The organism is Pseudomonas sp. G166 (assembly GCF_037027455.2).
Lineage (GTDB): Bacteria > Pseudomonadota > Gammaproteobacteria > Pseudomonadales > Pseudomonadaceae > Aquipseudomonas.
Genome location: NZ_CP146985.1, coordinates 4,815,007 through 4,828,777 on the forward strand (window position 1 = coordinate 4,815,007; position 13,771 = coordinate 4,828,777).

Here is a 13,771-nt window from a genome sequence, read left to right on the forward strand (position 1 = left end):
GTTTGGGTGACGGTTCGGTTGTCGCAGACTGGCTCAGGCTGATCGGGCTCTCTTACGCATACGCACGCAGGCGTCTGCATCGGGCCTTAAGGATGCAAGGATCGCATCGTCAGCGAGCTAAATTAACCCAGGACCAAGCAAAACGCCCTGCACAATCCTGCACAAATGATCGTGCGCAGGGTGTGCAGGGCGTTTTTTCAGGCGCTTGCGAAAGCCCGGCTCAATACCGATTGGGCTCCATTTCCAGCTCGACCTGGAAACGCTCGGCAATGTCTTTCTGGATACGCAGGGCCAGATCCAACAGTTGCGGGCCCGTGGCCTTGCCGTAGTTGACCAGCACCAACGCCTGCAACTTATGCACCCCAGCGTCACCTTCGCGAAAGCCTTTCCAGCCGGCGTGCTCGATCAACCAGCCGGCGGCGATTTTCATCTGTCCTTCAGGCTGTGGATAAGCCACCAGGTCCGGGTATTTCACCTTGAGTTGAGCCACGTGCGTAGCCGGCACCAGCGGGTTCTTGAAGAAACTGCCAGCGTTGCCCAGCACGGCCGGGTCCGGGAGTTTTTCGCTGCGGATGCTGCAAATGGCCCGACTGACATCGGTGGGTGTGGCGTGCTCGATGCCCTGCTCGGTCAACCGTTGACGCACCGGACCGTACTCCAGGTGCAGGTGCGCGGCGCGACTGAGGGCAAAGCGCACCCGCAGGATCAGCCAACGTCCCACTTGCTGTTTGAACAGACTGTCGCGGTAGGCGAAACGGCATTCTTCAAGGGTGAAATCGCGCAGCTCACCGGTCTGGCGATCCAGCGCGGTAAGGCCGGCGAACACGTCCTTGATCTCTACGCCGTAGGCGCCGATGTTTTGCATCGGTGCCGCCCCGACCGTACCGGGAATCAGGCTGAGGTTTTCCAATCCCGCCCAACCTTGCGCCAGTGTGTGCTGGACGAAAGGATGCCACGGCTCCCCTGCTTCGGCTTCGACCACCACGCGTTCGCCGTCATCGCTGAGCAGGCGAATGCCGTGGCTGGCCATGCGCAGCACCAGCGCATCGATATCGCCGGTCAGCAGCAGGTTGCTGCCGCCGCCGATCACCAGCAACGGCACCTCATGCTCGGATGCATAGGCCAACGCCTCGCGAACATCGCCATCGCTGTGAGCTTCGGCAAACAACCGGGCAGTGACGTCCACCCCGAAACTGTTGAAAGGCTTGAGGCTGACGCCCGCCCGTACCTGCAAGGTCATAACCGCCCCTTCAATTCGATCACCAGGCGATGCGTGGCGCGTTCGATCAGGTCCAACACCTGCTCGAAGCCCTGCTCACCGTCGTAGTACGGGTCCGGCACATCATCGAGTTCAGCCTCGTAGCGACGCAGGAACAGGTCCAGCTCGGCCCTGGCATTGGCCGGTTGCAGGGCCTTGAGGTGGCGCAGGTTGCTGCTGTCCATCGCCAGGATCAGGTCGTAGGCGGCGAAGTCGGCACGGGTCACCTGTTGCGCGCGCTGGGCCGACAGGTCGTAGCCACGCCGCAGGGCCGCAGCCTGACTGCGCTTGTCCGGAGCCTTGCCGACGTGCCAGTCACCGGTGCCGGCGGAAGCCACTTCCACCTGCCCGGCCAACCCGGCTTCGCGCAGCTTATGCCGCAGGATGCCCTCGGCGGTGGGCGAGCGGCAGATGTTGCCGAGGCAGACGAACAGAACCCGCATCAGGCCTCCAGCAGGCGACGAACGCGCTCGAGGTCTTCGGCAGTGTCCACGCCGGTCGGCGGGGCGATCAGTGCATCGGCAACATGGATCCGCACGCCATGCCACAGGGCACGCAGCTGTTCCAGGGATTCAGTGCTTTCCAGCCAGCATGGACCCCAGGCGACGAAGTCCTGGAGGAAACCGGCGCGGTAGGCATAGATACCAATGTGGCGGCGGTACGGCACGCCTTCGGGCAGCACATCGGGGTTCTGGGCAAACGCGTCCCGGGCCCACGGCAGTATCGCGCGGCTGAAAGTCAGCGCCAGGCCGTTGATGTCACTGACAACCTTGACCACGCTGGGGTTGAACAGGGTCTGCACATCCTCGATCGGCTCGGCCAGGGTGGCCATGCGCGCCTCGGTGTGGGCCGCCAGGTTCGCGGCGACCTGATCGATCACGCTGGGCGGGATCAACGGCTCGTCGCCCTGTACATTGACCACGATGGCGTCGGGTTCCAGCCCCAGTTTCTCGGCGACTTCCGCCAGGCGATCGGTGCCGGAACTATGATCTTCGCGAGTCAGGACCACCTCGGCGCCAAAGCCCTTGCAGGCTTCCACGATGCGCGCATCGTCGGTCGCCACCACCACGCGCTGGGCGCTGCTCTTGCAGGCCTGTTCCCAGACATGCTGGATCATCGGCTTGCCTGCAATCAACAGCAAGGGTTTGCCTGGCAGGCGCGTCGAGGCAAAACGTGACGGAATGACAACGGTAAAGGCAGCAGTCATTTATCCAGACGCTCGTCGGTGGTCAGGGTGCGGGCTTCGCTTTCGAGCATCACCGGGATGCCATCGCGAATCGGGTAGGCCAGGCCAGCGCCCTTGCTGATCAGTTCGGTCTTGTCGGCGCTGAGCTTGAGCGGGCCTTTGCAGACCGGGCAGGCCAGAATGTCGAGCAATTTGGTGTCCATGGAATTCCCCTGGATAAAAGGTTTAAGGCAAAAGCCGATCCGGCAACAGGCGCATCAACTGTGTGTCGAACCAGGCCGCGAAGGCCGGCGACGGCGCTGCGTCTACCGCCAGGTACCACCAGTCAGACGCGGCGAAGGCACGGCATTTGACCGCGTCCTTTTCCGTCATGACCACTGGCAACGAAGGCGTGAAATTCAACGCCTGGGCGCTGTATTCGGCATGGTCGGCAAACCCGTGCGGTATTGGCCGCCAGTGTAGCGTTTCGAGGGTCTTGAAGAAACGCTGGGGGTTGCCGATGCCGGCCACGGCGTGCAGGGCCTGGCCGGGTGGAAAATGATCGAGCGGACGACGTTCGCCACTGGCCAGGTTCACCAGCGCGGTGGGCCGCAACTCGAAGGCGAAACCGTCTTCGCGGTCGGCACTGGCGCCGTTGTAAAGCACGGCGTCGACCGATTGCAGGCGCTCGACCGGTTCGCGCAACGGACCGGCAGGCAGACAACGCCGGTTACCCAGGCCACGGGCGTTGTCGATCAACACCAGTTCAAGGTCCCGGGCCATCCGATAATGCTGCATGCCGTCATCGGACAGGATCAGGTCCAGCGGCTCGGCTTGCAGCAGCGCCCGGACCGCGCGGCTGCGATCGGGATCGATCATCAACGGCACGCCAGTGCGCTGTACGATCAATAGCGGTTCGTCGCCCGCGAGGTTGGCGCCCTGCTCGGCCTCGACCCGCCACGGCAGTTGCGGCGGCTGGGCGCCGTAACCCCGGCTGACCACCCCAACCCGCAAGCCACTGCGCTGGCAGTGCTGGATCATCCACAGGATCAACGGCGTCTTGCCGGTGCCGCCGACCGTGATGTTGCCGACCACGATCAGTGGCACGGGCGGTTGGTAGATCTGGCCCTCTCCCGCCAGGAAGCGCTCACGCTTACCCACTACCACCCGCCGGTACAGCCACTCCAGCGGCCGCAGCAATGTCAGGGCTGGGTGACCGTCGTACCACGCGGCAAGCAAGCGATCGGACATGGCCATCAGGGTGCAGGCGCCGCCTCGACCGTGGTCATGCGCAGATGGCTGAAGCCGAGCTTGCCGGCCGCGTCCATGGCGGTGATGACCGATTGATGAGGGGTCTTGCCATCGGCGCTGATGGACAGCGGCAGGTTGGTGTCGCCGCCGGACTCCTTCTGCAGGGCGTCGATCAGGCTCGCCAGGTCACTCTTTGGGAGCAACTGGTTGTTCACCGAGAACGCCCCTTCGGCGCTGATGGTGATTTCCAGGTTCTTGGTTTGCTGGTCTTCGGCCGGTGAGCCACTGACGGCTTGCGGCAATTCAACCTTGAGCTGGGTTTCCCGGGTGAAGGTGGTGGTCACGACGAAAAACAGCAGCAGGATGAACACCACGTCAATCAGCGACGCGAGGTTGATCTCGATGTTTTCCCGAGGCTTGCGGCGGAATTTCACTTCTTGCCCCCGGCCAGGTCCACGTCACGGTCGCCTTGCACCACCTCGACCAGCTTGATGGCTTCCTGCTCCATGCCCACCACGAGCTCGTCGATGCGCCGTTGCAGGAACCGATGGAAAAATACCGAAGGGATCCCCACCATCAGGCCCGCGGCGGTGGTGATCAGGGCCTTGGAAATACCACCGGCCAATACCGAGGCGTTGGTGGTCATGCCGGAGCCGGTGAACGCGCTGAAAATGTCGATCATGCCCAGCACCGTCCCCAGCAGGCCCAGCAACGGGGCCATGGCGGCGATGGTGCCCAGGGCGTTGATATAGCGCTCCAGTTCATGGATGACGCGGGCGGCGGCCTCCTCGATGCATTCCTTCATGATCTCGCGACCATGCTTGGAATTGGCCAGGCCCGCGGCGAGGATTTCGCCCAGGGGCGAACTGGCCCGCAGCTCCTTGAGCTTGTCCTTGTTCAGTTGCTTGTCCTTGATCCAGACCCACACCTGCCCCAGCAGATGCTCCGGGGTCACGCGGCTGGCCCGCAGGGTCCACAGGCGTTCGGCAACGATACCCAGTGCCGCGATGGAACTCAGAATGATCGGCAACATCATCCAGCCGCCGGATTTGACCAATTCCCACACAGTGACAGCCCCCTCGAAAAAGTGCGCCACTTTATCATACAGACTCGCCTTGGAGGCCCGACCTGCCGATAAGTCCGTCGCGGGAGCTGACCCCGGTCAATGTTCGGTCCGCAGCCCCGCAGACGGCGGATCCCGCCAATACCGCCGCTGCCCGGCCTGGGTGAATGGCGGCTCGAAGGCGCCCAGTTGCAGACGAATGGCGCCCTGTTCAGCACTGTCGTAGATCGCCATGCCCAGCCGTCGGTAACGGGCGATCACCCGGGGATGGGGATGACCGAACGCATTGCCTTGCCCCCGGGAGATCAGCACCGAATGCGGTTTGAGGCGCGACAACAACGTCATCGACGAGGAGCTGCGGCTGCCATGATGCGGGGCCGCCAGCCACTGGATTGGCAAGGCCAGCGGCCCGTCGAGCAAGGCGCGCTCAGCCTGGCTATCGATGTCGCCGGTCAGCAGCAAGCGCTCGCCGCCAGCCTCGACCAGCAAGACGCAGGACTTCTGGTTGCTTTCAAGGGCAGCGGACCATTGCCACAGCTCGAAGCTGACCCCATCCCACTCCCAACGCTCGCTGCTATCGCATGCTCCGGCCTGCAGCTCATCAGGTAGCGCGCCCGGATCGCCACTGATCACCCGCGTCGTTGCCAGGCCGTTGTGCACAGCGCGGGCACCACCGGCGTGATCGGCGTCGGCATGGCTGAGCAGCATCAGATCCAATGCCGGCACCCCCAGCTTACGCAACGTCGGCAGCACGACGCGCTCGCCCGCGTCGGCCTCGCCAAAGCGCGGCCCCGCATCGTAGAGCAGGGTATGACGACGGGTGCGCACAAGCACCGCAAGCCCTTGGCCAACGTCCAGATGCCAGATTTCGGCATGGCCTTGCGGCACGCTTTCTCGCGGCGGAAAAACCAGCAACAGCAGCATCGGCCACCCCAGCACCCGCAGCGGTACGCCCTTGGGCAGCAACAGCAAAAAAGCCCCGAGAGCGGCGATGCACCAGGCCCAGAGCGGGACCGAAACAGGTATCCACGCCGGCATTCGCCCGGCAGCCAGCGCCAGCCCCTTGAACATCAGATCGAGCAAGCCACCGGCCACCCACAGCAACCCTTCACCCATGAACGGCACGGGCAACAACGCCGTGCCGAGCAGTGCCAACGGCAACACCAACAGGCTGATCCAGGGCACCGCCAGCAGGTTCACCAATGGCCCACTGAGACTGACCGGCAAGCCCAATAGCAACAACAACGGACACAAGCCGACCGCCACCAGCCATTGGGCACGGGTCCAGGTTTGCCACCAGCGCCAGGGCCCCAGACGAGCGCCAAAGGTGAACATCAAGATCGCCACCGCCGCAAACGATAACCAGAACCCCGGCCGCAAGCTGGCCAGCGGATCGAACACCAGCACTCCGGTGAAGGCCAGCAGCCATGCCCACCAGGGGTCCGGATGCTTGAAGCGCAAGCGCCAGAGCAGCACCAGGCCGATCATCGCGCAAGCCCGCCGCACTGGCACCTCGAACCCAGCGAGCAGGCCGTAGCCCAACGCTGCGGTGAAGGCCAGCGCGCAGGCCCAGGGCAACCACGGCAGACGCACCGGCCACACGCCATAGCGCGCCGCACCGGCTACCAGCAGGTACACCAGGCCGGCGAGCAGCCCGATGTGCTGCCCGGATATCACCAGTAAATGAACGGTGCCGGTATCTTGCAACACCTGCCAGTCATCGCGGCTCAGCCCACTTCCGTCCCCAAGCACCAAGGCCGCCAGCGCCCCGGAGCGCCCCTGGGCATCCACTTGGGCCAGAGCCTGTCGTACGCCGTCGCGCCAGGCCCCCTGGGCCGCACGCAGGCGACGGCCATCCTTTACCGTACCGGTCGCCCCGATGCCTCGACTCAACAGCCAGGCTTCATAGTCGAAACCGTCTGGGTTCAGCAACCCGGAGGGCCGTTTGAGCTTCACAGCCAATCGCCAGCGCTCGCCACTGCTGACAGGCGGCCCACCGAACCAGGCCAGGCGCATCGACGACGGTAGTGGCGTGCGGCGTGAATGGGCATCGGCCAGTTCGAATCGCACCGCCCCCTCGCCGTACTGCGGCAAGCCAACGACGCGCCCTTCCACCCAACGGGTTTCGCCGTCCAGCGCGGCAGGCAACCGCTCGTCCAGCGCAAACTGCGCCGACAAGCAGGCCCAGGCCAGCCCGAACAGGAAAAAACCGAGCGGGTAAATTCGAAACGGCACAACCATCAGCCCCAGCACCGGCATGGCTGCAATAAGCCACGGCGGCGGCAAGGCCGGTAGAAAAACCGGGGCCAACAACCCCACTGCAAGCGCGGCCAACCCTGTGCGCATAACCCCGTCCTTGAGAGTCCTCTCTTCAGGCATAGCCGGTCAGGGGCACCCTTGGCGTTATCAATTGTCACAAAGTCTGAATCTACCCGCCGTAGAATCCGGACATACTTGCGGCTTTACTGCTTTGAACCGACCGAGAAGCCTTATGCCCCGGCGCCTATTCAAACGTTACATGCCAGACCCAGAGAGTATTCGGGAACACAAATCCTTACGTTTTCTCGGCACCCTGTTGCACGACCCCAACCTCTGGCACCTCAATCGCCATTCCGTGGCCAGGGCGATGGCCGTTGGTCTGTTTGCCGCTTTCCTGCCGATCCCCTTGCAGATGTTGCTGGCCGCGGCGCTGGCCATCACGGTGCGCGGCAATATACCGATAGCGGTGAGCCTGGTCTGGCTGACCAATCCGATCACCATGCCCGCAGTATTTTTCTGCACCTACCAGACCGGTGCCTGGCTGATGGATGTGCCTGCCCGGACGTTGCCGGAAGAACTGAGCTGGGAATGGATCAGCGACCAGCTGTCCACTTTGTGGCAACCGTTCCTGCTGGGTTCGGTGGTGACCGGCCTGGTGCTGGGTGCCCTGGCCTACTTCATCACCATGAGCTACTGGCGCTGGTGGGTGACCCGGCAGTGGAAACGGCGCAAGAAAAGCCGGATGTGAGATACAAAAAAGGCCTCCTGGGAACGGAGGCCTTTTTTGTGGTTTTTTACTGACGCTATCGCGAGCAGGCTCGCTCCCTCAGAGGGTTCTAGGTACGCATCCCCCGCCCACTGACCAACAACCGCGCGCAGCCGATATAAAGCACCACGGTCGCCACCAGCATGAAGGTAATCGCGACGCTGATCTTGATGTCCGAAACCCCAAGGATGCCGTAACGGAAGGCGTTGACCATGTGCAGCACCGGGTTGGCCAGGGACACGGTCTGCCAGAACGGCGGCAGCAGTGAGATCGAGTAGAACACCCCGCCCAGGTAGGTCAGCGGCGTCAGCACGAAGGTCGGGATGATGGAGATGTCATCGAAGTTGCGCGCAAACACGGCATTGATGAAACCCAGCAGCGAAAAGATCGTCGCCGTGAGCACCACCACCAATACCGTCACCCCCAGGTGGTGCACCTGCAAATGAGTGAAGAACAGCGACAGCAGGGTCACGATCAGGCCCACCGCCAGGCCGCGCAACACGCCACCCAAGGTGTAGCCGATGAGGATCGTATGGGGCGAAACCGGCGAGACCATCAGCTCCTCGATCGAACGCTGGAACTTGCTGCCGAAGAAGCTCGACACCACGTTGCCGTAGGAGTTGGTGATCACCGACATCATGATCAGCCCCGGCACGATGTAGTCCATGTACGTGAAGCCGCCCATGTCGCCGATCTGTCGGCCGATCAGGTTGCCGAAGATCACGAAGTACAAAACCATGGTGATGGCAGGCGGCAGCAAGGTCTGCGGCCAGATCCGCATGAAACGCCGGACTTCGCGGTAAACGATGGTATTGAGGGCGATGAGGTTGGGTCGCAGTTCGGAATTCATACCGCCACCTTCGCCAGATTTTTCTCCACCAGGGACACGAACAACTCCTCGAGGCGATTGGTCTTGTTGCGCAGGCTCTGCACTTCAATGTGCTGCAACGCCAGTTGGGTAAACAGCCCGGTAATGCCGACGGCTTTGTCCACCTGGACTTCCAGGGTGCGGTTGTCCACCAGTCGGGCCGGATAGCCGATGAGCTGCGGCGCGACCTGCAGATCGTTTTTCAGGTCCAGCAGAAAGGTTTCCACATGCAGCTGGCTGAGCAACTGCCGCATGCTGGTGTTCTCGACGATGGTACCGTGGTCGATGATGCCGATGTTGCGGCACAGCTGCTCGGCCTCTTCCAGGTAGTGCGTGGTGAGGATGATGGTGATGCCTTTCTGGTTCAATTCAGTCAGGAAGGTCCACATTGAACGACGCAGCTCGATGTCCACACCCGCGGTCGGTTCGTCGAGGATCAGCAGGCGCGGCTCGTGCACCAGCGCACGGGCGATCATCAGCCGACGCTTCATGCCACCGGACAATGAACGGGACGGCACGTCACGCTTGTCCCACAATCCCAACTGAGTCAGGTACTGCTCGGCGCGCTCGTTGGCGATCTTCGGCGGGATGCCGTAGTAGCCCGCCTGGGTCACGACGATGTCGAAGGTCTTTTCGAACTGATTGAAATTGAACTCCTGGGGCACTACGCCAATGCAACGCTTGAGGGCGGCGGGCTCGCGGTCCAGGTCATGGCCGAAGATATTCACCGTGCCGCTGGTTTTGTTCACCAGGGTGGAAAGAATGCCGATGGTGGTGGATTTGCCGGCACCATTGGGGCCGAGCAAGGCGAAAAAGTCACCTTCGGCGACGTCCAGATCGATACCACTCAAGGCCTGGAAACCGTTGCCGTAGGTTTTGGTTAGCTGCCGGATGGACAGAGCGGAACTCATATCGGATTTATGCACCAAGAAGGGAGGAAAGAATGAGATAAGGGCGCGCGGCGAGCAATACAACCACGGCACGAAGGCAATGGTGCGTGGCGTCGCCGCACAAGTACAGTCACGTGTGTCGATAGTAAGTATTAAGTTAACGCGGTCATGACGGCCTTGCGGTAAGCCGTACGCGCTTGCAGCCGCGCGTACCAGGCCTGTAGATGCGGCCTCGCAGCCCGTTCGATGGGCATCTCGAACCAGGCATAAATGAAACTGCCGAGGGGGATATCGCCCATGCCGATTTCATCACCCGAGAGGTAAGGCTGTTCACTCAAGGCCTGCTCGACCATCGCCAGCAAATCTTCGCACTCCTTGATCGCCGCCTTGATAGCCGGCCAATCCTGCTGCTCGGCCGGGGTGCGCAAGACACCCCAGAACACCGTGCGAAACGGTCCGGCAAAGGACGACGTGGTCCAGTCCATCCATTTTTCAGCCGTGGCCCGAGCCCGGAGGTCGGTCGGATACCAGGCCGATCCCGCTGCATGGCGAGCCGCCAGGTAGCGCACGATGGTGTTGGATTCCCAGAGCACGAAACCGTCGTCTTCGATCATCGGCACGCGACCGTTGGGGTTCTTCGCGCGATACTCGGGCGTATCGACCACTCCAAATGCACCGCCAGCGTCGATGGCCTCGTAGGCCAACCCCAGCTCCTCGGCGCACCACAGTGCCTTGCGCACATTCGATGAGTTTTTCCGGCCCCAGATCTTCAGCATCACGGCTTCCTCGATGGATAAATGCCGCAGCAGCATACGCCGGATCAGCCGTGACTCAAATCGCCCTGCATGTCCCCCAGCAGGAGCGGCACTTGATCGCCGAACAGGTGCGGATAGCATTTTTCCAGGTGCTCGAAGAAGAACGCTTCGGGCACATCGACGAACTGGCCGTGGTCGGTGACGTACTCCATCAGCTTGGCGCCTTGACGGTTGAACGGATGGAAAACACTGTCCTGGCGACCGTCGAACTCCAGCGGTGCCACATCGAACAACTCACACAGGCCCTGGTTGAACGCCGGAGTGGCTTTGACCCAGCGGTCGTTCAGGTACAGCTCGGTATAACCATGCATGGCGAACACATCGCTCTTGAGCAATTCCAGCAGGCGCGGCGTGGACAGGTGATTGCGTACGTCCGCCAGGCCGATGCGTGCCGGAATGTCGCAATGCCGGGCGCAGCCAGCCAGCAAGGTGGCCTTGGGCACGCAATAACTTTCGCCTGACGCCAGCGCGTAGCTGCCGCGCAGGGTCGCCGGGTCGCGACTGAAGGTGTAAGGGTTGTACCGCACGGCCTCACGCACCGCGTAATAAAGGCTGATGGCTTGCTCGAGCGGCTCGCGGCCTGCGCCGCGATGGGTTTCGCTGAACTCGATGACGGCCGGATGATCGCTGTCGATGAACTGGCCGGGGTTCAGGTATTGCTGCATGGGGAAGACCTCTGGAGAAACATCACCGCCCCTCAGGGTCGGACTCGGTCCTTGTGTCGACTGGACCTGACTGTGTCCGAGTTTATCCACAGCCCACATCCAGCAATAACGGCATTTACGCCAAACAATGGCGTTTTCTCACTTTGTTAACGAACGATTTCCCACGGCTGTTGCCAACCAGACTGGCGCAATGCATCCAGGGTTTCCCACGAAATCAATCACATCGCGCTGACCACCGCTTTTGCAGATGCCGTCTAAGCTCTGAGGGTCGGTTTTGCCCTGGTTCACGGAGGATTACATATGCTGTTGTTGTGGATACTGGTTCTGGTCGTCGGGATCGCCTGGCTGGCGCATCGGCGCACCGCCCCGCTGCCGGCGCTGGGTATCGTCGCGGTCTACCTGCTGGCCATGGGTATTTTCAGCCACGCCCCCGGCTGGCTGATGCTGATCCTCTGGGTCGTGCTTGCCGCCGTGGCGGCCCCGCTGCTGCTGCCAGACCTGCGCCGCCGATATTTCAGCGCGCCGATGTTCGACTGGTTTCAGAAAACCCTGCCGCCCATGTCCCAGACCGAGCGTGACGCCATCGACGCCGGCACGGTGTGGTGGGACGGTGAACTGTTCAGCGGCCGCCCGGATTGGGACACGCTGCTGGCCTACCCCAAGGTGCAACTGACCGAGGAAGAGCAGGCGTTCCTCGACGGCCCCACCGAAGATCTCTGCGCCATGGTCAGCGACTGGCAGATCGGCCAGGCCATGGACTTGCCACCTCAAGCCTGGGCGCACATCAAGGAGCACGGTTTCTTCGCGCTGATCATTCCTAAGGAATACGGCGGCAAAGGCTTTTCCGCTTACGCCCATTCCCAGGTGGCGATGAAGCTGGCCACCCGCAGCGGCGACCTGGCCTCCACGGTGATGGTCCCCAACTCCCTCGGCCCGGCGGAACTGTTGCTGCATTACGGCACCGATGAACAACGCGACCATTACCTGCCCCGACTGGCCCGTGGCGACGATATTCCCTGCTTCGCCCTGACCGGGCCGCTGGCCGGCTCCGACGCCGGGGCGATGCCCGACACGGGCATCATCTGCAAGGGTGAATGGGAAGGCCAGGAAACCCTCGGCCTGCGCCTGAACTGGGAAAAGCGCTACATCACCCTCGGCCCGGTAGCCACCCTCCTCGGCCTGGCCTTCAAGGCTTATGACCCCGACCATCTGCTGGGGGATGAAGAAGACCTGGGCATCAGCCTGGCCTTGATTCCCACCGACACCCCTGGCGTGCATATCGGCCGCCGTCACCTGCCCCTCGGCGCCGCGTTCATGAACGGACCGAACTGGGGCAAGGACGTGTTCATCCCGCTGGATTTCCTCATCGGCGGCCAGGCGATGCTCGGCAAGGGCTGGATGATGTTGATGAATTGCCTGTCGGTCGGCCGCTCGATTTCCCTGCCGGCGGTGGGCACCGGCGCGGCGAAGTTCACCAGCCTGGTGACAGGCCAGTACGCCCAGGTACGCGAGCAGTTCAACGTGCCGCTATCGGCCTTCGAAGGCATCCAGGAAGCCATGGCGCGTATCGGCGGCAATGCCTGGTTGATGGACGCTGCACGCATGCTGACCGCCAACGCGGTGGACCTGGGAGAAAAACCCTCGGTGCTGTCGGCGATCCTCAAGTACCACCTGACCGAACGTGGCCGCGAATGCATCAGCCACGCCATGGACGTGCATGGCGGCAAAGGCATCATCATGGGCCCCAACAATTACCTGGGGCGCAGTTGGCAAGGCGCACCAATCTTCATCACCGTGGAAGGCGCGAACATCTTGTCGCGTAACCTGATGATCTTCGGCCAGGGTGCGATCCGCTGCCATCCGTTCGTGCTCAAGGAAATGGCTCTGGCATCCCGTGAAGACAAAGACCAGGCGCTGGTCGAGTTCGACGGTCTGCTGCTCAAGCACATTGGTTTCGCCGTAAGCAATGCCGCCAGCACCTTGGTGCTGAACCTGGGACTGGGGCATTTTGAAAGAGCCCCCGGCAACACCTTGAGCCAGGGCTATTTCCGCGCCCTCAACCGGCAGGCGGCAGCATTCGCCCTGCTGGCGGACCTGAGCATGATGCTACTGGGTGGCGAGCTCAAACGCCGCGAACGCTTGTCGGCACGCCTGGGCGACGTTTTGAGCAACCTGTATCTGGCGTCCGCCGCGCTCAAGCGCTATCACGACCTCGATTCGCCGGATCACATGGCGCCGCTGTTCACTTGGGCCATGGAAGAAAGCCTGGGCCAATCGGAGCGCGCGCTGGACGAACTGTTGCAGAACTTCCCGAACCGGGTGCTGGGTTGCCTGTTGCGATTGGTGGTGTTCCCCTTCGGTCGCCGTCACAAGGGCCCGAGCGACAGGCTGGACGCCGAAGTGGCCGCCGTGATTGGCCGAGCCAAGGGTGATCCAACCCTCGAAGAGTTGCTGCGGGGCTGCTATCGCCCGCAATCGGTCGATGATCCGGTGGGCGCCCTGCAACATGCCACCGACCTGCTGGCCGCCGCCCATCCGTTGCACAAGAAACTGCACGGTGCGCTCAAACAGGGCCAGCTCAATCCGGCGCCAGGCGAACCCCTCATCGACGCGGCCCTGGAATCGGGTGTGCTGCAAGCCGGTGAAGCTCAGACCTTGCGCGCGGCCGAGGCGGCTCGGCGCAAGGTCATCGACGTGGATGACTTCGATAAGGAAGAGTTGACGCTGGCGCAAGACAAGGTCCGTTGATCCTGACGACCCGGTACGCCCGT

General features: G+C 62.6%; 14 protein-coding genes. 2 read left to right on the forward strand and 12 right to left on the reverse strand.

What is annotated here, in order from left to right; translation table 11 throughout:
- Positions 1 to 220: 220 nt before the first annotated feature.
- From murB to SGN16_RS21115, 8 genes are all read right to left on the reverse strand, one after another.
- A complete protein-coding gene (gene murB / locus SGN16_RS21080; RefSeq protein ID WP_335945257.1) occupies positions 221 to 1,240 on the reverse strand; it encodes a UDP-N-acetylmuramate dehydrogenase in 1,020 nt (339 codons plus the stop codon).
- Entirely contained in the window at positions 1,237 to 1,701 is a 465-nt protein-coding gene (locus SGN16_RS21085) for a low molecular weight protein-tyrosine-phosphatase (protein WP_335945258.1), read from the reverse strand. The genes murB and SGN16_RS21085 overlap by 4 nt, the downstream gene beginning before the upstream one ends.
- Positions 1,701 to 2,465: a 3-deoxy-manno-octulosonate cytidylyltransferase gene (kdsB, locus tag SGN16_RS21090; protein ID WP_210639825.1), complete on the reverse strand. Its 765-nt coding sequence runs from the start codon at positions 2,463 to 2,465 to the stop codon at positions 1,701 to 1,703. The genes SGN16_RS21085 and kdsB overlap by 1 nt, the downstream gene beginning before the upstream one ends.
- A complete protein-coding gene (locus SGN16_RS21095; RefSeq protein ID WP_003179363.1) occupies positions 2,462 to 2,647 on the reverse strand; it encodes a Trm112 family protein in 186 nt (61 codons plus the stop codon). Before SGN16_RS21095 ends, kdsB begins: the two co-directional genes overlap by 4 nt.
- Positions 2,648 to 2,669: 22 nt before the next feature.
- Complete coding sequence (gene lpxK / locus SGN16_RS21100; RefSeq protein ID WP_210639826.1) at positions 2,670 to 3,680, reverse strand: tetraacyldisaccharide 4'-kinase; 1,011 nt, start codon at positions 3,678 to 3,680, stop codon at positions 2,670 to 2,672.
- The gene (locus SGN16_RS21105) at positions 3,680 to 4,108 is read right to left on the reverse strand and encodes a biopolymer transporter ExbD (protein WP_210639827.1); all 429 of its coding nucleotides are present in this window, start codon (positions 4,106 to 4,108) and stop codon (positions 3,680 to 3,682) included. Before SGN16_RS21105 ends, lpxK begins: the two co-directional genes overlap by 1 nt.
- A complete protein-coding gene (locus SGN16_RS21110; protein ID WP_210639828.1) occupies positions 4,105 to 4,740 on the reverse strand; it encodes a MotA/TolQ/ExbB proton channel family protein in 636 nt (211 codons plus the stop codon). The genes SGN16_RS21105 and SGN16_RS21110 overlap by 4 nt, the downstream gene beginning before the upstream one ends.
- Before the next feature lie 96 nt (positions 4,741 to 4,836).
- Positions 4,837 to 7,083, reverse strand: coding sequence for a DNA internalization-related competence protein ComEC/Rec2 (locus SGN16_RS21115; RefSeq protein ID WP_335945259.1), 2,247 nt, complete (start codon positions 7,081 to 7,083; stop codon positions 4,837 to 4,839).
- A gap of 145 nt (positions 7,084 to 7,228) precedes the next feature.
- On the opposite strand from SGN16_RS21115, the gene SGN16_RS21120 reads away from it, so the two are divergent.
- Complete coding sequence (locus SGN16_RS21120; protein ID WP_210639830.1) at positions 7,229 to 7,744, forward strand: DUF2062 domain-containing protein; 516 nt, start codon at positions 7,229 to 7,231, stop codon at positions 7,742 to 7,744.
- 88 nt (positions 7,745 to 7,832) lie between these two features.
- Here SGN16_RS21120 and SGN16_RS21125 read toward each other — a convergent pair whose 3' ends face one another.
- From SGN16_RS21125 to SGN16_RS21140, 4 genes are all read right to left on the reverse strand, one after another.
- Positions 7,833 to 8,612, reverse strand: a complete 780-nt coding sequence (locus SGN16_RS21125; protein ID WP_210639831.1) for an ABC transporter permease — start codon at positions 8,610 to 8,612, stop codon at positions 7,833 to 7,835.
- Positions 8,609 to 9,541, reverse strand: coding sequence for an ABC transporter ATP-binding protein (locus SGN16_RS21130; RefSeq protein WP_135846488.1), 933 nt, complete (start codon positions 9,539 to 9,541; stop codon positions 8,609 to 8,611). The genes SGN16_RS21125 and SGN16_RS21130 overlap by 4 nt, the downstream gene beginning before the upstream one ends.
- A gap of 131 nt (positions 9,542 to 9,672) precedes the next feature.
- Entirely contained in the window at positions 9,673 to 10,296 is a 624-nt protein-coding gene (locus SGN16_RS21135; RefSeq protein WP_335945260.1) for a glutathione S-transferase, read from the reverse strand.
- A 44-nt stretch (positions 10,297 to 10,340) separates the two neighbouring features.
- Positions 10,341 to 11,000 (reverse strand): transglutaminase family protein, encoded by a 660-nt coding sequence (locus SGN16_RS21140; protein WP_210639833.1) that lies wholly within the window; start codon positions 10,998 to 11,000, stop codon positions 10,341 to 10,343.
- A 300-nt stretch (positions 11,001 to 11,300) separates the two neighbouring features.
- Between SGN16_RS21140 and SGN16_RS21145 the strand changes: the two genes are divergently transcribed.
- On the forward strand, positions 11,301 to 13,748 hold the full coding sequence (locus tag SGN16_RS21145) for an acyl-CoA dehydrogenase (RefSeq protein ID WP_210639834.1): 2,448 nt from the start codon (positions 11,301 to 11,303) through the stop codon (positions 13,746 to 13,748).
- Positions 13,749 to 13,771 lie beyond the last annotated feature (23 nt).